Origin of the sequence: Demequina pelophila, from assembly GCF_000971175.1 — a bacterium.
Classification (GTDB): domain Bacteria; phylum Actinomycetota; class Actinomycetes; order Actinomycetales; family Demequinaceae; genus Demequina; species Demequina pelophila.
Window position 1 is genome coordinate 115,897 of sequence record NZ_BBLY01000007.1, and the last position, 20,575, is coordinate 136,471.

A 20,575-nucleotide genomic window follows, 5' to 3' on the forward strand; every position below is an offset into this window, starting at 1 on the left:
CCGCATCGTCCCGTGCCGTGCGGAGGCACCGCCTTCCGGCGCGTGAAAGAATTCCCGCCATGCCAGGTACCAACCTCACCCGCGCCGAGGCCGAGGCCCGCGCCGCCCTTGTCACCGTCGACTCGTACGCCGTGTCGCTCGACCTCACCACCTCGGAGGAGACCTTCCGGTCCGTCTCCACCGTCCGCTTCGCCGCCACGGCCGGTGCGTCGACCTTCATCGACCTCATCGCGCCGAGCGTCGAGCGCATCGTCCTCAACGGCGTCGAGCTCGACCCGGCCGCGCACTTCGCGGACAGCCGCATCGCGCTGCCCGACCTCGCCGCGGACAACGAGCTCGTGATCGACGCGACGTGCGCCTACATGAACACCGGCGAGGGCCTGCACCGCTTCGTCGACCCCGAGGACGGCGAGGTGTACCTCTACTCGCAGTTCGAGGTCGCGGACACCCGTCGCGTGTTCGCCGTGTTCGAGCAGCCCGACCTCAAGGCCGCCTTCACCTTCTCCGTCACCGCCCCCGAGCACTGGCACGTGCTGTCGAACTCGCCGGCGACCCGGACCGGCGTGGACGGCTCGGTCGAGATCGCGGGCCAGGCGCGCGGCGTCGCGCGCTGGGACTTCTCCGCGACCACGCGCATCCCGTGCTACGTCACCGCGATCGTCGCGGGCCCGTACCACGAGGTGCAGGGCTCGGTGGAGTCGCGCAAGGGGACCCTGAGCGCCAACGTGTACTGCCGCAAGGCGCTCGCGGAGTTCCTCGACGCGGACGTCATCCTGGACGACACGCAGCGCGGCTTCACCTTCTTCGAGGACAAGTTCCAGATGGACTACCCCTTCGAGAAGTACGACCAGATCTTCGTGCCCGAGTTCAACGCGGGCGCGATGGAGAACGCAGGCTGCGTCACGTTCCTCGAGGACTACGTGTTCCGCTCCAAGACCTCGCAGGCGCGCATCGAGCGCCGCACCGTCACCGTGCTGCACGAGCTCGCGCACATGTGGTTCGGCGACCTGGTGACCATGAAGTGGTGGAACGACCTGTGGCTCAACGAGTCGTTCGCGGAGTTCGCCTCGACGCTCGCGACCGCCGAGGTCACGCGGTACAAGAACGCCTGGGTGAGCTTCAACTCGCTCGAGAAGTCGTGGGCGTACCGCCAGGACCAGCTGCCCTCGACCCACCCGATCATGGCGGACATCAAGGACCTCGAGGACGTCGAGGTGAACTTCGACGGCATCACCTACGCCAAGGGCGCGTCCGTGCTGCGCCAGCTGGTCGCCTACGTGGGACAGGACGAGTTCTTCGCGGGCGTCGCCGAGTACTTCCGCAAGCACCACCACGGCAACACGACCCTGCGCGACCTGCTGGTCGAGCTCGAGGCGACCTCGGGCCGCGACCTGTCCGAGTGGTCGTCCGTGTGGCTGGAGAAGGCCGGCGTCACGACGCTGCGCCCCTCGATCGAGACCGATGCGCACGGCACCGTCACGTCGTTCGCCGTGCTCCAGGAGACCCCGGCCGAGCACCCCACGCAGCGCCCGCACCGCATCGGCATCGGCTGCTACGACCTGGTCGACTCCTACGACGGCGGCAAGGCCCTGGCGCGGACCACCTACCTCGAGGTGGACATCGACGGCGCCCGCACGGAGATCGCCGACCTGGTGGGCCGCTCGCGTCCGGCCCTGGTGCTGCTCAACGACGGCGACCTCGCGTACGCCAAGGTGCGCATGGACGAGGTGTCGCTCGCGACGGCCGCCGAGCACGTGGGCACCCTCGACGCGCTGCCGCGCTCCATGGTGCTCGCCAACGCGTGGGACATGACCCGCGACGCGGAGATGCCCGCCCGTCAGTACGTCGACCTGGTGCTGCGCACCATCGGCGCGGAGACCGAGTCGACCGTGGTGCTCATGCTGCTGCGCCAGCTGTCGACCGCGCTGTCGCTGTACGTCGCGCCCGCCGTGGCGGACGAGACCCAGACGGCCGCGGCACGCGAGCTGTGGCAGCTCACCGTGGCCGCCGCGCCCGGCTCCGACGGCCAGCTCCAGCTGCTCAAGGCGTTCGCGTCGCTCGCGACCACCGAGGCGATGCACGAGACGATCGCCGCGGTGCTCGAGGGGCGCCTGGCGCTCGAGGGGCTGCCGGTGGACTCCGACCTCGCCTGGGACCTGCTCACCGCGCTGGTGGCCGGCGGCCGCGTCGAGGACATCGCGATCGAGCTCCAGCTCGCCAAGGACGCGACCGCGTCGGGTGAGCGGCGCGCCGCGCACGCCCGCGCCGCGATCGCGACCCCCGAGGCCAAGCGCACCGCGTGGGACGCGCTGGTCAACGCGGAGAAGGACCTGCCCAACGCGCTGCAGTACGCGGCGACCGCGGGCTTCAACGACGTGCAGGACACCGCGCTGCTCGAGCCCTTCGTCGACGACTACTTCGCCTCGATCCGCCGGATCTACGAGACCAAGACGAACGAGATCGCCACGAACCTCATCGAGGGGCTCTACCCGGTGCTCCTCGCGGGCCGCGTCGAGGACCTCCAGGCCAAGGCCGATGCCTGGCTCGAGTCCAACGCGGACGCGCACGACGCCCTCAAGCGCCTGGTGGTCGAGGGCCGCGACGGCGTGCGCCGCGCCCTGGCCGCGCAGGCCGTGGACGCGGGGTACTCGGCCTAGCGACCCCGTCCCTCGCGCCGCGTCGCTCCCCACGCGACGTCGGCCCACCGCCCGGACTCGGCCCCGGGCTCCCCGAAATCGTTTCGGGGGGCCCGGGGCCGTTCTCATGCGCCCGGGCGCCCTACCCGACCACCCGTCCCACGCATCGTCCATCCAGACCTGGAAGACTCACCCCCATGCCAGGACTGAACCTCACCAAGCAGGAGGCGGCCGCGCGCGTGGCCCTCGTCTCCGACGCGCAGTACGACGTGACGCTCGACTTCACCCCCGCCGGCGACACGTTCGGCTCGGTCGCGACCATCGCCTTTGACGCGACGCCCGGTGCCACGACGTTCCTCGACTGCGTCGCCGCGGACGTCGTCCGCGTCGAACTCAACGGCACCAGCCTGGACGTCTCGCAGGTGGTCTCCGCGGGCCGCCTCACGCTCGGCCCGCTCGACGCGACCAACCACGTCGAGGTCGAGGCCCGCTTCCAGTACCGCACCGACGGCCAGGGCGTCCACCGCTTCGTCGACCCCGAGACGCGCGAGACCTACCTCTACACGCAGTTCGCCGCCAACGACACCCGCAGCGCCTTCGCCTGCTTCGACCAGCCCGACATCAAGGGCACGTTCGCCTTCACCGTGCTCGCGCCGCAGCACTGGACCGTGCTGTCGAACTCGCGCACGCCCGAGCCCACGGCCGTCGAGGGCGCGACCACCTCCGTCCACCCCGACGGCGAGACCGGCGTCAACCGCTGGGTGTTCGCGCCCACCGTCGCGCTCCCCTGCTACGTCGCCGCCGTCATGGCGGGCCCGTACGTGAGCGCGGGCGGCAGCCTCACCTCGCGCAGGGGCGAGATCCCCGCCCGCGTGTACGCCCGCGCCCAGCTCGCGGACCACCTGGACGCGGAGGAGATCCTCGCCACGACCCAGGCGGGCCTCGAGCTCTACGAGCGCGTCTTCGACACCGAGTACCCGTACGCCAAGTACGACCAGATCTTCGTCCCCGAGTACAACCTGGGCGCCATGGAGAACGTGGGCGCCGTCACCATCTCCGAGGACCGGCTGCTGTTCCGCTCGCGCCCCTCGGAGGCGCTGCGCGAGGCCCGCCTCAACGTGATCCTCCACGAGCTCGCGCACATGTGGTTCGGCAACCTGGTGACGATGCGCTGGTGGGACGACCTGTGGCTCAACGAGTCCTTCGCGGAGTTCGTGGGGACCTGGGCCACCGAGCAGGTCACCGAGTTCCGTGACTCGTGGGTCACCTTCGGCGCCAACCGCAAGTCCGTCGCCTACGTGCAGGACCAGCTCCCCACCACCCACGCGATCGTCACCGAGGTCCCGGACACCGAGGCGACCGTCTCCGCGTTCGACATGATCACCTACGCCAAGGGCGCCTCGGCGCTCAAGCAGCTCGCGGCGTTCGTGGGCGAGGACCAGTTCTTCGCGGGCGTCGCCTCGTACCTGAAGAAGTACCGCTACGGCAACGCCACCCTCGCGGAGTTCCTCGCCGAGGTCGAGGCCGCCGCCGGCCGCTCCCTCGACGCCTGGGCGCACGCGTGGCTCGAGACCCCCGGGGTCTCGGTGCTCAGCGCGGACATCGCCATGGACGATGCGGGGGTCGTCACCGCGCTGACCGTCGCCGAGGAGGTCCCCGAGGACTTCCCGGTCCACCGCCGCCACCGCGTCCGCGTCGCGGGCTATGCGGCGACGGAGGCCGGGCTCGCGACCGCCTGGACCGAGTCGCTCGAGGTGGGCGGCGCCGAGCCCGTCGCGGTCCCGGCCGCGGTGGGCCTGCCGCGCCCCGACCTGCTGCTGGTCAACGACGGCGACCTCACGTACGCCAAGCTCCACCTCGACGAGGCGTCGCTCGCGACCGTGGCGGCGCGCATCGGCGACATCACCGACGCGCACCTCCAGGCCGTGGTCCTCGACGCGCTGTGGCACATGTGCCGCGACGCGACGCTGCCCGCCCAGCGCTACATCGACGCCGCGCTCACCGCGCTGCCCGTGATGGCGAACTCGACCGCGGCCGAGTCCCACGCCCGCACGCTCGTCGTCGCGCTCGGCCGCTACGTCGCGCCGGAGCTGCTGGCCCGCGTGGGCGCGGACGCCGCCGAGCGCCTATGGACGGCCGTCGAGGGCGCCGCCGCCGGGTCGGACCTCCAGCTGCAGCTGCTCAAGGCCTACGCCCAGGTGGCCCGCACCTCCGGGCAGGCTGCGCGCCTCACCGCGCTGCTCGACGGCACGGCCACGCTGCCCGGGCTCGAGGTCGACACCGACCTGGGCTGGGACCTGCTCGCCGGCGTCGCCGCGTGCGGGGCCGCGGGCGAGCCCGAGATCGAGGCGCGCCTCGCGACGGACGACACGGCCGCGGGCCGCCGTCGCGCCGCGGGCGTGCGCGCGGCGATCGGCACGCTCGAGGCGAAGACCGCCGCCTGGGACGCGCTCGCGCACCCGGACGGCACCGCGCTGAACAACGCGACGCAGTACGAGGTGGGCCTGGGATTGGCCCGCGTCACCGACCCGGCGCTGCTGGCGCCGCTCGCCCCGACCCTGCTCGAGGAGCTGCTGCCCTACTACGTCGCGAACGAGGGCTTCGTGGGCGCGCGCGTCGCCAAGTACGTGTTCCCCATCCACCTGGCGGGCCGGGTCGAGGGTCTCGACGACCGCGTCGCCGAGTGGCTGGTCGACCACGCGAACGCCCCGAGCGTCCTGCGCAAGGTGGTCATCGAGGGCCTCGACGAGATGCACCGCGCGCTCGCGGCGCAGCAGGCGAGCCGGAAGGCCTGACGCCTTCCCGCGCCTTCCCCGCCGCGGACACTCCGCACGGATTCTGAGGCGACACGCCGGGCGCGAGCCCCCGAACGGGGCCCGCGCCCGGCGTGTCGAGCCGAGATCCGTGCGGAGTGTCCAGAGTTCAGCGGCCGGCGTCCAGCGTCCGGCGGCCAGGGCTCGGGTCAGTCCGCGTCGCGCGCGGCCTTGATCGCCCGGAACAGGCGCCGGGCGCGCGGGTGCTCGAAGATCTCGTCGAGCAGCACGGGCACGCCGTTGCCGTCGGTCACGGGGATGCACCAGTTGGGGTACTCCGTGTCCGTGCCGGGCATGTTCTGCGCGCGGCGGTCGCCCACGGCGTCCGTGATCGCGATGCCGGTGAGCAGCGCGGGGCTCTCGAGCACCCAGCGGTGGAGCCCGGCGATGAGCTCCTCCTCGGTCGGGTCCTCGGGCACCCAGCCGCGCTCGCGCATGATCCCCACGTAGGCGTCGCGCTCGCGGGCGGCCTCCGCGCGGGCCTCCTCGACGGTTCCGCCCAGCATGCCCAGCTGCTCGCGCAGCGTGACGTGGTCGCCCGCGAGGTACGCCGCGGTGGGCGGGAGATCGTGGGTGGTGACGGCGGCGAGGGTGTCCGCGCGGTAGTGCTCGGGCAGGCGCGGCGTGCCGTCGTCGTGGCGCTCGAACCAGGCGATCGAGCAGCCGAGCAGCCCGCGCTCGTGGAGGTACTCGCGCACCCACGGCTCGACGGTGCCCAGATCCTCGCCGATGACCAGCGCGCCGGCGCGGTGCGCCTCGAGCGCGATGATGCCGATGAGCGCCTCGTGGTCGACGTACATGTACACGCCGTCCAGCGGCAGGTGGCCGTTGGGCACCCACCACTGACGGAACATGCCCAGCACGTGGTCGATGCGCAGGGCGCCCGCGTTGCGCACGGACGCCCGCACCATGTCGCGGAACGGCAGGTACGCTGCGGCCTCGAGGGCGCGCGGCTGCCACGGCGGGATGGACCAGTCCTGGCCCAGCGCGTTGTAGAAGTCCGGCGGCGCGCCCATGGACATGCCCTGGGCGAGCACGCGGCGGAAGGCCCACGCGTCGGCACCCTCGGGGTGCACGCCCACGGCCAGGTCGATCATGACGCCGATGCTCATGCCGGCCCGGCGCGCGACGGACTGCGCCCGCTCGACCTGCTCCTCGGCGATCCACTGCAGCCACGCGTAGTAGAGGACGCGGTCCGCGTGCTCGTCGCGCCACCGGGCCACGGCGGGCGACGTGGGCGAGTCGAGCTCCTCGGGCCACGCGACGCCGCGGTGAGCCTCCGCGATGGAGCACCACGTCGCGAAGTCCTCGAGCGAGGAGCCCTCGCGCAGGCAGAAGGCCTCGAACAGGGCCTCGCGGCCGGCCGAGCGCGGCGCGCGGAACACCTCCTCCAGCGCGACGGACTTCGCGCGCCAGAGGGTGTTGCGATCGATGTTCTCGGAGCTGGCGTTCGCCCGCTGCGGCCGCTCGGCCTCCCAGCCGAGCACCGCGCGGCGCTGCGAGGGCAGGTACGCGACCTCGGGGATGTCCTCGACGCGGATGTACAGCGGCGACAGGTAGCGCTTCGACGTGGGCAGGTAGGGCGAGTTCGCGATGGGGGCGACCGGCTCCGTCGCGTGCAGCGGGTTGATGAGGACGAAGTCCGCGTCCGCGCGGGACTTGCCCAGCGCGCACAGGTCCGCCAGGTCGCTCAGGTCGCCGATCCCCCACGAGCGCTCGGAGCGCAGCGAATACAGCTGCGTGGTGAGGCCCCAGGGGCGCTTGTTCGTGACCTCCGAGGGCACGTCCAGGCGGCGCGGGGTGACGACCACGTAGCCGCGTCCGCGGCGGCCCTTGGTCTTGCCCTCGATGCGGTGCCACCCGAGCGGCAGGTCGCCGGGAATCTTGAACGTGGCACGGCCGACGCGGGTGCCGCCCACCTTGCGCGGCTCCACCCAGCGGTCGAGCTGCTTGAGCTTGCGCCGCTCGCCCGACTCGAGGTGGATCTTCACGGAGATGGAGTCGCCGTCGACCACGTGGGCCGGGATCTCGGCCGAGTCGCCCTCGCGCAGGACCGTCACGGGAGGCACCAGGCGGCTCCAGCGTTGGTCCTCGAGCGCCTCGAGCGAGCGCGCGCACGCCTCGTCCGACGAGGCGTCGAGCCCGATCGCGGTCAGGGCCGCACGAATGGCGGCGGCGGAGCACGTCACGAACGTGCCGTCGATGGCGTGGTAGTCGACCGAGACGCCGCACGCACGGGCCAGCGCGGCCAGCGCCTCCGACGGCATCTCGCGCTCGACCTCAGGAGCGTCAGTCACGCCCTCCATCCTGCCACGCATCAGGGTCGATGCATGGAGCAAAGGTCACGGCTACTGTGGGCCCGTGCTACCTGTGATGACGTCCGCCTCGTCCGAGCCCGAACCGACCGCATCGGCCGTCCCCACGGTCGACGAGCTCCAGGAGCAGGCGCGGGAATGGCTCACCAGCATCGAGACCGGCGCCATCGGCCTCGCGATCGTGGCGGTGCTGCTCGTCATCGGCTGGTTCGTGGGCCGCGCGCTCATCAACGGCGTCACCGTGGGCATCGAGCGGGGCGCCCCCTTCCAGGACGCGCGCACGCGCAAGGCCCTGCGCCGGGCCCGGATCCCCGTCGCCGAACCCGAGACCATGGAGCTGCGCCTCGAGGCCGAGCGCCGCCGCCAGCGCGCCGCAACCCTGCGCCGGGTGCTCAACTCGGCGCTCGCGGTGGTCCTCGTGGGCATCGGCATCCTGACCCTGCTCACCACCCTGGGCATCCCCGTGGGGCCGATGCTCGCGTCCGCCGGCATCGTCGGCGTCGCCCTGGGCTTCGGCGCCCAGTCGCTCGTCAAGGACATCCTCTCCGGCGTCTTCATGCTCATCGAGGACCAGTACGGCGTGGGCGACGTGGTGGACCTGGGCGAGGCCACCGGCGCGGTCGAGGAGGTGGGCCTGCGCTCCACCCGGCTGCGCTCGCTCGACGGCACGGTCTGGTACATCCCCAACGGACAGATCGCCCGTGTGGGCAACATGACCCGCATGTGGTCGCGCGCCCTCATCGAGGTGCGGTTCGCCTACGACACGGACGTCGAGGCCGCACGCACGGCCATGCTCGACGCCGTCGAGTCGGCCCGCCACGAGTCCGACGAGGTCGCCGCCAACATCCTCGCCGAGCCCGAGGTCGCCGGCGTCGAGTCCCTCGAGTACAACGCGGTCATGCTGCGCCTCCTGGTCCAGGTCAACCCGGCCACGCAGTGGGACATCATGCGCGAGGTGCGCCGCGAGATGCGCCGTATCTTCTCCGAGCGCGGCATCGAGCTCGCGGTCCCCGGCGACGCGATGGTGATGGACGCGAAGACCCCCAAGGTCAAGGTCGAGCTCCACGACGGCAAGCGCCCGTCCGACCACCACCAGCCCACCGACGACTCGGGCAAGCCCCTCCCTCCCCCGAACGACGCGGACGGCGACGAGTGAGCTCTCCCGGCCCGAGCATCGTCCCCGGTCAGGCCGCTGCCCAGCAGTCCTTCTTCGACACCGTGGGCGGCCACGCGACCTTCGACGCGCTGGTGCGCGACTTCTACGCGGGCGTCGCGCAGGACCCGGTGCTGCGGCCCATGTACCCGGAGCAGGACATGGAGGGCGCGATCGAGCGCCTCACCCTGTTCCTCGAGCAGTACTGGGGCGGGCCCACGACCTACTCCGAGACGCGCGGCCACCCGCGCCTGCGCATGCGCCACCTCCCCTTCCGCGTCGACGCGGACGCGCGGGACCGGTGGATCGCGTGCATGCGGGCCGCCGTGGCGAACCGCGCGCTCGCGCCCCTGCACGAGGCGACGCTCATGGACTACCTGGAGCGCGCGGCGCATTCGATGGTGAACTCGGCCGGGCCGAGCGAGGAGGCATGATGGAGGACGTCTGGGCGGACGATGCGATGGCCGGGGGCCTCGCGGCCCTTCAGTTGCGGCGCACGTCCGAGACGGGATTCGAGGGCGACTCGCTCCCCATGCCCGGCGGGCGCGTCTTCGGCGGCCAGGTGCTCGCCCAGGGCCTGCTCGCCGCGGGCGCCACGGTGGACGAGGACCGGCACGTGCACTCGCTGCACGGCTACTTCCTGCGCGCCGGCGACGCGTCGAAGCCGCTGCAGTTCGAGGTCGAGGTGCTGCGCGACGGGCGCTCCTTCTCCGCGCGGCGCACGCACGCGCTGCAGGAGGGCCGGCCCATCCTGTCGATGATCACGTCCTTCCAGGTGGATCAGGAGGGGCCCGAGCACGCGGCGGTGATGCCCGAGGTTCCCGGGCCCGACGAGGTGACCTCCGGCATCGAGGTGCTCGCGCCGTTCGCCGGGCATCCCTCTGCCGACTTCTGGCTCACCAGCGCGCCGTTCGACGTGCGGCACATCGAGGGGTCGATCTTCACCGGCCCCGACGAGAGCCGCGGCACCTTCCAGCACACCTGGATGCGCACGCGCAGGCCGGTCGAGGGCAGCCAGCTCATGCATCGCGCGCTCCTGGCCTTCGGCTCGGATCAGGTGATGCTCGAGCCGCTGCTGCGCCGCCACGGCGCGTCGTGGGCCACCCGCGAGATCGCGATCGCCAGCCTCGACCACGCGATGTGGTGGCACCGGCCGGTGCGCGCGGACGAGTGGCTGCTGTTCGTCCAGGACGCGCCCACCGCCCAGGGCGCCCGGGGTCTCACCGGGACGTGGGTGTTCGCGCAGGACGGCACGCTGGTCGCGAGCGCCGCGCAGGAGGGCATGATCCGCCTCGGCTGAGGCCCGCCCGCCCCGCCCGCACCCAGTCCCGCCCCGCCCCGCCCCGCCCCCGAATGGGTAGCTGGTGGTCGCTTCTGCAAGGTCTCTGCGCGCCACGGGTAGCTGGTTGTCGATCGCCCGACCCCAAAGGTCACAATCCGGTAAACCTCACCCACCCGGGGTTTGCGATCTCTTGGTGAACCTTGCTACGGTCGAAGCGCCGGCCAAGGCGGCGTGCCAGTTCGCACGCCAGAACGGCCGGACAACGACCAGCCGAAGGCCTTCCGTCGCGCCCCTCTGAGGGTGGGCGCCGGAGAGTTAGTAGCGACGCCGTGAGGCGCCGCCAGGCGGGCCCGTGATTGCCGTCCGACGGCTGCGAGTCCCCTCGCTAGCCGGGAGGCCCTCGCGCACACCGGAGCAGAAGCTCCAGGAGCAGACGAGGACATGTGAACGACAGCACGATCGCACTGAAAGCCGAGGGCCTGTTCAAGGTCTTCGGACGCAACGCCGAGGACGCGGTGAAGAAGCTCCGCGCCGGCACCCCACGAGACCAGCTCGGCGGCGCCACCGCCGCCGTCATCGACGCCTCCTTCGAGGTCCAGCGCGGCGAGATCTTCGTCGTCATGGGGCTGTCCGGCTCGGGCAAGTCGACGCTCATCCGCATGCTCAACGGCCTGCACGACGCGACCGCCGGCAGCGTCACCGTCGGCGAGGACGTCATCACCCACATCCCCGCCAAGCAGCTGCGCGCGATCCGTCGCAAGCGCATCTCCATGGTGTTCCAGCACTTCGCGCTGCTGCCCCACAAGACCGTGCTCGACAACGTCGCCTACGGCCTCGAGATCCAGGGCATGCCCAAGGACCAGCGCGAGGCGAAGGCCCGCGAGGTCACCGAGATCGTCGGCCTCGCCGGCTGGGAGGACAAGCTCCCCAGCCAGCTCTCGGGCGGCATGCAGCAGCGCGTCGGCCTCGCCCGCGCGCTCGCCGCGGACACGGACGTGCTCCTCATGGACGAGGCGTTCTCCGCCCTCGACCCGCTCATCCGCCGCGAGATGCAGGAGCAACTGCTGGACCTCCAGGCGACGCTGGGCAAGACCATCATCTTCATCACCCATGACCTCAACGAGGCCATGTTCCTGGGCGACCGCATCGCCGTCATGCGCGACGGGCGCATCGTCCAGGTGGGCACGCCCGAGGACATCCTCACGAACCCGGCCAACGACTACGTCGAGCAGTTCGTCCAGGACGTGGACCGCACGCGCGTGCTCACCGCCGAGTCGGTCATGCGCAAGCCGCGCGCGGTCATCCACCCGACCGTGGGTCCGCACGGCGCCCTCAAGATGATGCGCGACGAGCAGATGTCCGCCATGTACGTCGCCAAGCGCGACCGCACGCTCATCGGCTGGGTGACCGACCGCGACGCGCTCGCCGCCGTCCGCGCCGGCGAGCGCGACCTCACGCGCATCGTCCGCGAGGACCACGGCGCCGTGTCCAAGGACACGGCCCTCGCCGACCTGTTCATCCCCGCCATCGAGGCGGCCCTGCCGCTGGGCGTGATGGACGATGCGGGACGCCTCGTGGGCGTCGTGCCGCGCGTCACGCTGCTGGCCGCCCTGGGCGGCGAGCCCGCGGCCGCGCAGCAGGCCGCCCCCCGCCCCGATCCCCTGCCGGCCGCCGTCGTGGACCGCGCCCTGGAGGCCGCCGTCCACACGGGCGCCATCGACGCGAAGGAGGTGCGCTGATGGACTTCCGCATCGACTTCGGTCAGTGGGTGACCGATGCACTGACCTGGATGCAGACCAACCTCACCTGGTTCTTCGACCTGCTCCGCACCATCTTCCTGGGCCTGTACGACGCCGTGAACTGGGTGTTTTCGACGCCGCCCACGCTGGCCGTCATCGTGGTGGCCGCCATCCTCGCGCTGTTCGCCCGCGGCTGGAAGTTCGGGCTGGGCACCGCGCTGGGGCTGCTGTTCATCGTGGGCGTGGACCAGTGGGACAACGCGATGAACTCGCTGTCCCTCGTGATCGTCGCCGCGTTCCTCGCGGTGGTCGTGTCGATCCCGCTGGGGATCTGGGCTGCGCGCAACGACGTCGTCTCGGCGATCGTCAAGCCGGTCATGGACTTCCTGCAGACGATGCCCGCGCTGGTGTACCTCATCCCCGCGATCGCGCTGTTCCGCATCGGCGTGGCCCCCGGCATCTTCGCGACCGTGCTGTTCGCGCTCGCGCCGGGCGTGCGCCTCACCGAGCTGGGCATCCGCAACGTGGACAAGGAGGTGGTCGAGGCCGGCCAGGCCTTCGGTGCCGCCCCCGGCCGCATCCTGCGCCAGATCCAGCTGCCGCTCGCGATGCCGTCCATCATGGCGGGCGTCAACCAGATCATCATGCTGTCGCTGTCCATGGTCGTCATCGCCGGCTTCGTGGGCGCCGGCGGGCTGGGAGGCGAGGTCACCCGGGCCCTGTCCTCCCTCGACAAGCCGCTGGGCTTCGAGGCCGGCATGGCCGTCGTGGTGCTCGCGATCATCCTGGACCGCTTCACCGGCGCGTTCGGGCAGAAGCGCGGCCTGCACCTCATCAAGAGGCTGCGGGAGCGCATGGGGGCCTCCGCGAACGAGGCGCCTGCCGCGCCCGCCGCGTCGGAGCCCCAGACCGCGGACGCCCGCGGCTGAAGACCTCGCGGGCGTCTGAGGGCGTCCGCCAGAGCGCGGAGGGACCGGAACCTCCGCGTGGGAAAGGCGTCGGGAGACTCCCGACGCCTGGAAAGGAAAGTGTCATGAAGAAGCACACGACCGCGATCGTCGCCGCGTCCACCGCGGCGGCCCTCGCTCTCGCGGGCTGCGGGTCGTCGGAGGAGACGACCGACAACGACGTCGCCGGCGCGGACGCCGCGGGCGAGATCACCTTCGGCGTCTTCAACGGCTGGGACGAGGCCGTCGCGACGTCGCTGCTGTGGGAGGCCATCCTCGAGGACAAGGGCTACGACGTCACCCTCGAGTACGCGGACCCCGCGCCCGTGTTCCAGGCGCTGTCCGACGGCGACTACGACGTCACCACCGATGTGTGGCTGCCGGGCACCCACGCCGACTACCTCAACGAGTTCGGCGACTCGATCGAGGAGCTGGGCGCCTGGTTCGACAGCGCGGCGCTGACCGTCGCCGTCAACGCGGACTCCCCCATCGACTCGCTCGCCGACCTGGCCGACAACGCCGACGAGTTCGGCAACCGCATCGTGGGCATCGAGCCCGGCGCGGGCCTCACCAAGGCCCTCAACGAGAAGGTGATCCCCGGGTACGGCCTCGAGGGCATGGAGTTCCTGACCTCCTCGACCCCGGCGATGCTCGCGGAGCTCGACGCGGCGATGGCGAACGGCGAGAACGTCATCGTCACCCTGTGGGAGCCCCACTGGGCGTACGGCGCGTACGACATCAAGAACCTCGAGGACCCGGACGGCGCCCTGGGCGACGCCGAGTCGATCTACACGTACTCGCGCACCGGCTTCGCGGCCGACTTCCCGGACGTCGCCTCCTGGCTGTCCTCGTTCACCATGTCCGCGGAGCTCCTGTACGACCTGGAGAACCTCCTCAACGACTCGGACGACGAGGCCGCCACGATCGCGGAGTTCATCGCCGACAACCAGGAGTGGGTCGACTCGCTCACCGCGTAGTCATCCGCCCCGCTCGCAAGGCGCCGGTCCCCGACAGGGGCCGGCGCCTGTCGTCTCTCCCCGGCCCCCGTCGCCGGGACGCCGGCCCTGGGCTATCCCCTCGACCGGAAGGCCACGGGCTCCCCGAGATACACGGACCAGGCCTCCCGCTCCCGGTCGGCGAGCCGCCGCGGCCGCTGGGTCGCGGCGTCTACCAGCACCAGCGTGGTCGACGCCCGCGCGTACAGCACCGGGTCCGGCGTCCCTGCGGGCGACCACACCTCGTAGCAGATCTCGACGCTCGCGCCGCCGATGCGCCCCAGCCACACCTGCACGTCGATGGGCCGGCGCAGGTACGGCACCGGCGCCAGATACTCGATCTGCTGGCCCGCGATGAGCGTCATCGTGTCGGCGCCCACTCCCCCGGCGAGCAGCGCCGTCGCGGGCGCGTCGGGGTCGTCGTGCTCGACGGCCCAGAAGACACGGATGCGTGCCTCCTCGAGCAGCCGCAGCATCTCCGCATTGTTGACGTGGCCGTAGGCGTCGAGGTCCGACCACCGCAGCGTGATCGGGACGTGGAGTCGGGTCATGCGGGCCAACCTAGCGCTGCCGACGTCCCGGCGGCCAGGGCCCCGTCACTCGTCCAGCATCGCCGCCAGCGCGGTGGCGGTGCGCCAGTTGCGGATGGTCATCGCGCGGTACCAGGGCGACTTCGTCACCGTCGACATCCGCGACCGGTTCCTCTCCGCGCCGAGCCGCCGGAAGTACACCGTTGCCGGACTGGATGTAGGTCCGCACAGACGAGAGCCCCGCGGCCTCGAGCGAGGCGCGGAGCTCCGTCATGGGCACCTTGTTGCGCCCGCCCACGTTGATCGCGCGGATGAGGACCACGTGGGTGGTGGTCACGTCCCGTCAGACGTTGAAGCCGAGCGCCCGCAACTGCTCGCGGCCCTCGGGCGTGATCTTGTCCGGGCCCCACGGCGGCATCCACACCCAGTTGATGCGGAACCCGTCGACCAGGCCCGAGAGCACCTGCGACGCCTGGTCCTCGAGGACGTCGGTCAGCGGGCAGGCCGCGGACGTGAGCGTCATGTCGATGACGGCGTGCTGGTTCTCGTCGAGGGCCACGCCGTAGACGAGGCCCAGGTCCACCACGTTGATCCCCAGCTCGGGGTCGATGACGTCGCGGAGCGCCTCCTCGACGTCCGCGGCATTGGCAGGCGACTTGGTGTCGGTCATGCCGGTCCTCCTTGTGCTTCCGAAGCCTGTGCGGCGCGCGCCTGGATGAGGGCGTCGCGCAGGGCTGCCCATCCCAGGAGTGCGCACTTGATACGAGCAGGGTACTTGCCCACTCCGACGAACGCGGTCGCGTCCCCCAGCAGGTCCTCGCGCTCGTCGTCGAGCGGCACTCCCTTGGACTGCATGAGCGCGCGGAACGCCTCGTACGCCTCGTCGGCGGTGGCGAGCGACTCGCCCTCGACGATCTCGGCGAGCACGGAGATGGAAGCCTGCGAGATCGAGCAGCCCTGGCCCTCCCACGACACGGACTCGACCGTGTCGCCGGACAGGCCCACGCGCAGGGTCACCTCGTCCCCGCACGTGGTGTTGACCTGGTGCGACTCCCCCGTCGCGGGGAGGTCGAGCTCGACCAGGCCGCGGCCGTGGCCCTGGCGGGCGTGATCCATGATGACCTGCTGGTACATCTGCTCGAGGCTGCTCATGCGGTGACTCCGAAGAACGAACGGACGGAGGCGAGCGCCTCGACGAACGCGAGGGCGTCGTCCTCCGTGGAATAGACGTGGGTGGACGCGCGGGTGGAGCCGGCCAGTCCCAGGCGACGATGGAGGGGCTGGGCGCAGTGGTGGCCCACCCGGGCGGCGATGCCGCGGTCGTCGAGCACCTGGCCCACGTCGTGCGGGTGGACGCCCTCGACGGCGACGGAGGCGAGCCCCAAGACGTCGTCCTGCGCCGGGTCCCCCACGGGCCCGATGAGCCGGACCCCGGGCAGCTCCGCGACCCCGGAGCGCAGCACGTGGGCGATGCGGCGCTCGTGCGCCGCGACCGCGTCCATGCCCAGCCCGGTCAGGTACCGCGCCGCCGCGGCCATGCCCACCGCCTGGGCGACGGGCGGGGACCCGGGCTCGAAGCGCATCGGCGCCTCGAGCCAGGTGGTCTCCTCCATGGTCACGGTCGCGATCGCTCCCCCGCCGTACACGGACGGCGGCAGCGCGTCGAGCAGCTCCTTGCGGCCCCACAGCGCGCCGATCGCGGACGGCCCCAGCATCTTGTGCCCGCTGAAGGCCATGAAGTCCACGCCCAGCTGGGCGACGTCCACCGGCAGGTGGGGCACCGACTGGCAGCCGTCGAGCACGGTGAGCGCGCCCACCTCGCGGGCGCGGCGGACGATCGGCTCGACGTCCGTGACCAGGCCGGTCACGTTGGAGGCGTGCGTGAACGCGACGACGCGCGCGGCCTCCGTGATATACGTGGGCAGGTCGTGGAGCACCAGCGCGCCGTCGGGGTCGACCGGGATCCACCGCAGGGTGGCCCCGGTGCGCGTGGCGAGCTGCTGCCACGGGATGAGGTTGGCGTGGTGCTCGGCCTGGGTGACCACGATCTCGTCGCCCGGCCCCAGCGCGAAGGGGGACGATGCGTCGCCCCCCAGCCCCGCGGAGGCGGCGGCCATGCCGTTGGCCACCAGGTTGAGCGCGGCGGTCGCGCCCGAGGTCCAGACGATCTCCTCGGGCGCGGCGCCCACGAACTCGGCGACGTCCGCGCGCGCGTCCTCGTAGGCGGCGGTCGCCTCCTCCGCGAGCAGGTGCGCGCCGCGCGCGACGGCGGCGTAGTGCTCGCGGTAGAAGCCGAACTCCGCGTCGAGCACGGCCTGCGGCTTCTGGGCGGTCGCGGCCGAGTCGAGGTACACGAGCGGCCTCCCGTTCCTCACCGTGCGGGCGAGGAGCGGGAAGTCGTCGCGGACGTTCTCGAGCATCGGATTACGCGGACGCGAGGTAGCGGTCGTAGCCCTCGGCCTCGAGACGCTCGGCGAGCTCGGGGCCGCCCTCCTCGGCCACGCGGCCGTTGACGAACACGTGGACGTAGTCGGGCTTGATGTAGTTGAGGATGCGCGTGTAGTGGGTGATGAGCATGACGCCCAGGCCCGTGTTCTCCTTGGCGCGGTTGACGCCCTCGGAGACGATGCGCAGCGCGTCGACGTCGAGGCCCGAGTCGGTCTCGTCGAGGATCGCGATCTTGGGCTGCAGGAGCTCCATCTGGAGGATCTCGTGGCGCTTCTTCTCGCCGCCGGAGAAGCCCTCGTTGACGCCGCGCTCGCCGAACGCGGGGTCCATGCGCAGGTTCTCCATCGACGTCTTGACGTCCTTGACCCAGGTGCGCAGCTTGGGGGCCTCGCCGTCGAGCGCGGTCTTCGCGGTGCGCAGGAAGTTGGCGACGGAGACGCCGGGCACCTCGACCGGATACTGCATCGCGAGGAACAGGCCCGCCTTGGCGCGCTCGTCGATGCTCATCTCGAGCACGTCCTCGCCGTCGAGGAAGACCTCGCCCTGGGTGATCGTGTACTTGGGGTGGCCCGCGATCGAGTACGCCAGCGTCGACTTGCCCGAGCCGTTGGGGCCCATGATGGCGTGGGTCTCGCCGGAGCGGATGGTGAGGTCGACGCCCTTGAGGATCTCCTTGGTGCCCTCGGGGGTCTCGACGGTGACGTGGAGGTTGCGGATCTCCAGGGTGTGGGCAGGCGCGGTGGTCATGCGTTCTCCTTGGTACGGGGGCGGTCGACGTCGACGAGCACGCGCTCGCCGTCGACGCGGGTGGGGTAGGTCTTCACAGGGGTCATGGCGGGCAGCTCGTCGGGCTCGCCGGTGCGCACGTCGAAGCGCGAGCCGTGGGCCCAGCACTCGACCATGCAGCCGTCGATCTCGCCCTCGGACAGCGACACCTCGCCGTGGGTGCACAGGTCGTCGATCGCGTAGAAGCCGCCGTCGTCGCAGCGCACCACGGCGACCGGGATGTCCGCGCCGGACTCGAGCGTGAGCTCGGCCAGCATCGCGGTCCCCGGCTCGAGGTCGTCGACCATGCAGGCGAGCTGCTCACTCACCGGCGGTCTCCGCGGCCTCGTGCTCGAGCTCCTCCTCGACGTGCTCCAGCTCGAGCTCGATCTCGCGCAGGAGCGACTCCTCCACGGCCGGCACGCCGATCTCGTGGATGAGGTCCGCGAAGAAGCCGCGCACCACGAGCTTGCGGGCCTGCTCCTCGGAGATGCCGCGCGAGCGCAGGTAGAACATCTGCTCCTCGTCGAAGCGGCCGGTGGCGGAGGCGTGGCCCGCGCCCTCGATCTCGCCGGTCTCGATCTCCAGGTTGGGGACCGAGTCCGCGCGCGCCCCGTCCGTGAGGACCAGGTTGCGGTTGAGCTCGTAGGTGTCGGTGCCCTCGGCGGCCGCGCGGATGAGCACGTCGCCGATCCACACGGTGCGCGCGGTCGCGCCCGCGAGCGCGCCCTTGTAGGTCACGCGCGAGGTGCACTTGGGCACGGCGTGGTCGACGAACAGCTGGTGCTCCTGGTGCTGGCCCGCGTCCGCGAAGTACAGGCCGAACAGGTCCACGGAGGCGCCCTCGCCCGCGAAGGCCGCGGACGTGTTGAGGCGCACCACCTTGCCGCCCAGCGTCACCACGGAGCCGCGCAGGCGGGAGTCGCGACCCAGGCGGGCCACCACCTCTCCGGCGTGCACCGCATCGTCCTCCCACTGCTGCAGCAGCACCAGGTTGAGGCCCGCGTTGTCGGCGAGGTCCACGGAGACGTACTCGGAGTACGTGGCGGTGCCGGTGCGGCGGATCACCACGGTCGCCTCGGCCGAGCGGCCGATCTCGACCAGCAGGTGGCCGCGCACGTCCGCGCCGGTGCCGCGCAGGTCGATGGTGATGGGCTCGTCGACCACGGTGTTCGCGGCGACGGTGAGCGCCATGGCGCCACCGGAGTGCTTGACCGCCAGGGCCGATGCACGGTCGCCGGGGGCGCGCACGGTCCGGGCCCGTGCATCGTCCGCGGGGACCTGGGCGAGCGTCACGCCGGCCGGCAGGTCCGGCACGGTCCACTCGAGGTGGCCGTCGACGGGCTCGTCCGCGAACAGCGGCTTGAGGTCGCGCACGGCCGAGAAGCGCCAGTTCTCCTCGCGGCCCGAGGGCACGGGGAAGGCGTCGACGTCGAAGGACGTGGGGCGGTCGGCGCGCGAGGCGTCGGGGATGATGCCGTGGCTGTGCGCCTTGTCAGCGGTGGCCTGGCTGTGATCGGTGACGGTCAACCGACGGATCCTTCCATCTGGAGCTCGATGAGGCGGTTGAGCTCGAGCGCGTACTCCATGGGCAGCTCGCGCGCGATGGGCTCGACGAACCCGCGCACGATCATGGCCATGGCCTCCGACTCCTCGAGGCCTCGGGACATCAGGTAGAACAGCTGGTCCTCGGACACCTTGGAGACGGACGCCTCGTGGCCCATGTGGACGTCGTCCTCGCGGACGTCGACGTACGGGTAGGTGTCGGAGCGGGAGATCTGGTCGACGAGCAGCGCGTCGCACAGCACGTTCGACTTCGAGTTCTTGGCGCCCTCGAGGATCTGCACCAGGCCGCGGTAGGACGTGCGGCCGCCGCCGCGCGCGACGGACTTGGAGACGATCGAGCTCGAGGTGTTGGGGGCCGCGTGCACCATCTTGGAGCCCGCGTCCTGGTGCTGGCCCTCGCCCGCGAAGGCGATGGACAGCGTCTCGCCGCGGGCGTGCTCGCCCAGCAGGAAGATGGCCGGGTACTTCATGGTGACCTTGGAGCCGATGTTGCCGTCGACCCACTCCATGGTGGCGCCCTCGGCCGCGGTGGCCCGCTTGGTGACCAGGTTGTACACGTTGTTCGACCAGTTCTGGATGGTCGTGTAGCGCACCCGGGCGTTCTTCTTGACGATGATCTCGACCACCGCGGAGTGCAGCGAGTCGGAGCTGTAGATGGGCGCGGTGCAGCCCTCGACGTAGTGCACGTACGAGCCCTCGTCCGCGATGATCAGCGTGCGCTCGAACTGGCCCATGTTCTCCGTGTTGATGCGGAAGTAGGCCTGGAGCGGGATCTCCACGTGGACGCCCGGCGGGACGTAGACGAACGAGCCGCCCGACCACACGGCCGTGTTGAGCGCCGCGAACTTGTTGTCGCCCGGGGGGATGACGGTGCCGAAGTACTCCTCGAACAGCTCCGGGTGCTCCTTGAGCGCGGTGTCCGTGTCGAGGAAGATCACGCCCTGCTGCTCGAGGTCCTCGCGGATCTGGTGGTAGACCACCTCGGACTCGTACTGCGCGGCCACGCCCGCGACGAGGCGCTGCTTCTCCGCCTCCGGGATGCCCAGCTTGTCGTACGTGTTCTTGATGTCCTCGGGGAGGTCCTCCCAGCTGGCCGCCTGGCGCTCGGTGGAGCGCACAAAGTACTTGATGTTGTCGAAGTCGATGCCGGTGAGGTCCGAGCCCCAGTGCGGCAGCGGCTTCTTGCCGAACAGGCGGTGGCCCTTGAGACGCATGTTCAGCATCCACTCGGGCTCGTCCTTCAGCGCCGAGATCTCGCGCACCACGTCCTCGTTGAGGCCGCGCTTCGCGAGCGCGCCGGCGTCGTCCTTGTCGTGCCAGCCGAACTGGTAGTTGCCGATCGAGGCGATCGCCTCGTCCTGCGTCATCTCGGTGGGAGCACTCATG

At 71.4% G+C, this 20,575-nt stretch carries 17 protein-coding genes and 1 pseudogene; 8 read left to right on the forward strand and 10 right to left on the reverse strand.

The window, feature by feature from the left end; genetic code table 11:
* Window positions 1–59: 59 nt before the first annotated feature.
* Together pepN (AOM03_RS11045) and pepN (AOM03_RS11050) are read left to right on the forward strand one after the other, a co-directional pair.
* Window positions 60–2,657, forward strand: a complete 2,598-nt coding sequence (gene pepN / locus AOM03_RS11045; protein ID WP_062381323.1) for an aminopeptidase N — start codon at window positions 60–62, stop codon at window positions 2,655–2,657.
* 176 nt (window positions 2,658–2,833) lie between these two features.
* Window positions 2,834–5,431, forward strand: coding sequence for an aminopeptidase N (gene pepN / locus AOM03_RS11050; protein ID WP_062381325.1), 2,598 nt, complete (start codon window positions 2,834–2,836; stop codon window positions 5,429–5,431).
* 167 nt (window positions 5,432–5,598) lie between these two features.
* On the opposite strand, the gene malQ is transcribed toward pepN (AOM03_RS11050), so the two are convergent.
* Window positions 5,599–7,755, reverse strand: a complete 2,157-nt coding sequence (malQ, locus tag AOM03_RS11055) for a 4-alpha-glucanotransferase (protein ID WP_062381326.1) — start codon at window positions 7,753–7,755, stop codon at window positions 5,599–5,601.
* A 55-nt stretch (window positions 7,756–7,810) separates the two neighbouring features.
* Here malQ and AOM03_RS11060 point away from each other — a divergent pair, with 55 nt between their 5' ends.
* The 6 genes from AOM03_RS11060 to AOM03_RS11085 all read left to right on the forward strand — a co-directional run bounded on the left by AOM03_RS11060 (window position 7,811) and on the right by AOM03_RS11085 (window position 13,862).
* A complete protein-coding gene (locus AOM03_RS11060; RefSeq protein WP_156157729.1) occupies window positions 7,811–8,920 on the forward strand; it encodes a mechanosensitive ion channel family protein in 1,110 nt (369 codons plus the stop codon).
* Window positions 8,917–9,351, forward strand: a complete 435-nt coding sequence (locus AOM03_RS11065; RefSeq protein ID WP_304524059.1) for a globin — start codon at window positions 8,917–8,919, stop codon at window positions 9,349–9,351. The genes AOM03_RS11060 and AOM03_RS11065 overlap by 4 nt, the downstream gene beginning before the upstream one ends.
* Window positions 9,348–10,217: an acyl-CoA thioesterase gene (locus AOM03_RS11070; RefSeq protein WP_062381330.1), complete on the forward strand. Its 870-nt coding sequence runs from the start codon at window positions 9,348–9,350 to the stop codon at window positions 10,215–10,217. Before AOM03_RS11065 ends, AOM03_RS11070 begins: the two co-directional genes overlap by 4 nt.
* 425 nt (window positions 10,218–10,642) lie before the next feature.
* Window positions 10,643–11,938 (forward strand): quaternary amine ABC transporter ATP-binding protein, encoded by a 1,296-nt coding sequence (locus AOM03_RS11075; RefSeq protein WP_062381332.1) that lies wholly within the window; start codon window positions 10,643–10,645, stop codon window positions 11,936–11,938.
* Entirely contained in the window at window positions 11,935–12,867 is a 933-nt protein-coding gene (locus tag AOM03_RS11080) for an ABC transporter permease (RefSeq protein ID WP_082092361.1), read from the forward strand. The genes AOM03_RS11075 and AOM03_RS11080 overlap by 4 nt, the downstream gene beginning before the upstream one ends.
* Before the next feature lie 104 nt (window positions 12,868–12,971).
* Window positions 12,972–13,862, forward strand: coding sequence for a glycine betaine ABC transporter substrate-binding protein (locus AOM03_RS11085; RefSeq protein ID WP_062381335.1), 891 nt, complete (start codon window positions 12,972–12,974; stop codon window positions 13,860–13,862).
* Window positions 13,863–13,954: 92 nt separating this feature from the next.
* On the opposite strand, the gene AOM03_RS11090 is transcribed toward AOM03_RS11085, so the two are convergent.
* The 9 genes and pseudogenes from AOM03_RS11090 to sufB all read right to left on the reverse strand — a co-directional run bounded on the left by AOM03_RS11090 (window position 13,955) and on the right by sufB (window position 20,574).
* On the reverse strand, window positions 13,955–14,431 hold the full coding sequence (locus AOM03_RS11090; protein WP_062381337.1) for an acyl-CoA thioesterase: 477 nt from the start codon (window positions 14,429–14,431) through the stop codon (window positions 13,955–13,957).
* Window positions 14,432–14,591: 160 nt separating this feature from the next.
* A pseudogene (locus AOM03_RS13155) lies at window positions 14,592–14,747 on the reverse strand (DUF1697 domain-containing protein); the annotation flags it as partial.
* 6 nt (window positions 14,748–14,753) lie between these two features.
* The gene (locus AOM03_RS11095) at window positions 14,754–15,080 is read right to left on the reverse strand and encodes a metal-sulfur cluster assembly factor (protein ID WP_062381339.1); all 327 of its coding nucleotides are present in this window, start codon (window positions 15,078–15,080) and stop codon (window positions 14,754–14,756) included.
* Window positions 15,077–15,562, reverse strand: a complete 486-nt coding sequence (sufU, locus tag AOM03_RS11100) for a Fe-S cluster assembly sulfur transfer protein SufU (protein ID WP_062381343.1) — start codon at window positions 15,560–15,562, stop codon at window positions 15,077–15,079. Before sufU ends, AOM03_RS11095 begins: the two co-directional genes overlap by 4 nt.
* Window positions 15,559–16,830, reverse strand: coding sequence for a SufS family cysteine desulfurase (locus AOM03_RS11105; protein ID WP_062381345.1), 1,272 nt, complete (start codon window positions 16,828–16,830; stop codon window positions 15,559–15,561). Before AOM03_RS11105 ends, sufU begins: the two co-directional genes overlap by 4 nt.
* Window positions 16,831–16,834: 4 nt before the next feature.
* Complete coding sequence (gene sufC, locus AOM03_RS11110) at window positions 16,835–17,605, reverse strand: Fe-S cluster assembly ATPase SufC (RefSeq protein ID WP_062381347.1); 771 nt, start codon at window positions 17,603–17,605, stop codon at window positions 16,835–16,837.
* On the reverse strand, window positions 17,602–17,952 hold the full coding sequence (locus AOM03_RS11115; protein ID WP_062381350.1) for a Rieske (2Fe-2S) protein: 351 nt from the start codon (window positions 17,950–17,952) through the stop codon (window positions 17,602–17,604). The genes sufC and AOM03_RS11115 overlap by 4 nt, the downstream gene beginning before the upstream one ends.
* Complete coding sequence (sufD, locus tag AOM03_RS11120; RefSeq protein ID WP_062381352.1) at window positions 17,945–19,153, reverse strand: Fe-S cluster assembly protein SufD; 1,209 nt, start codon at window positions 19,151–19,153, stop codon at window positions 17,945–17,947. The genes AOM03_RS11115 and sufD overlap by 8 nt, the downstream gene beginning before the upstream one ends.
* A complete protein-coding gene (gene sufB, locus AOM03_RS11125) occupies window positions 19,150–20,574 on the reverse strand; it encodes a Fe-S cluster assembly protein SufB (protein WP_062381354.1) in 1,425 nt (474 codons plus the stop codon). Before sufB ends, sufD begins: the two co-directional genes overlap by 4 nt.
* Window position 20,575 lies beyond the last annotated feature (1 nt).

Excerpts from the sequence above, each read along its gene's own strand:
- AOM03_RS11090 (WP_062381337.1), bottom strand. The coding sequence starts at position 14,431 with ATGACCCGACTCCACGTCCCGATCACGCTGCGGTGGTCGGACCTCGAC.
- AOM03_RS11070 (WP_062381330.1), top strand. The coding sequence starts at position 9,348 with ATGATGGAGGACGTCTGGGCGGACGATGCGATGGCCGGGGGCCTCGCG.
- pepN (WP_062381325.1), top strand. The coding sequence starts at position 2,834 with ATGCCAGGACTGAACCTCACCAAGCAGGAGGCGGCCGCGCGCGTGGCC.
- AOM03_RS11105 (WP_062381345.1), bottom strand. The coding sequence starts at position 16,830 with ATGCTCGAGAACGTCCGCGACGACTTCCCGCTCCTCGCCCGCACGGTG.
- pepN (WP_062381323.1), top strand. The coding sequence starts at position 60 with ATGCCAGGTACCAACCTCACCCGCGCCGAGGCCGAGGCCCGCGCCGCC.
- AOM03_RS11095 (WP_062381339.1), bottom strand. The coding sequence starts at position 15,080 with ATGACCGACACCAAGTCGCCTGCCAATGCCGCGGACGTCGAGGAGGCG.
- sufC (WP_062381347.1), bottom strand. The coding sequence starts at position 17,605 with ATGACCACCGCGCCTGCCCACACCCTGGAGATCCGCAACCTCCACGTC.
- sufB (WP_062381354.1), bottom strand. The coding sequence starts at position 20,574 with ATGAGTGCTCCCACCGAGATGACGCAGGACGAGGCGATCGCCTCGATC.
- malQ (WP_062381326.1), bottom strand. The coding sequence starts at position 7,755 with ATGGAGGGCGTGACTGACGCTCCTGAGGTCGAGCGCGAGATGCCGTCG.
- AOM03_RS11085 (WP_062381335.1), top strand. The coding sequence starts at position 12,972 with ATGAAGAAGCACACGACCGCGATCGTCGCCGCGTCCACCGCGGCGGCC.
- sufU (WP_062381343.1), bottom strand. The coding sequence starts at position 15,562 with ATGAGCAGCCTCGAGCAGATGTACCAGCAGGTCATCATGGATCACGCC.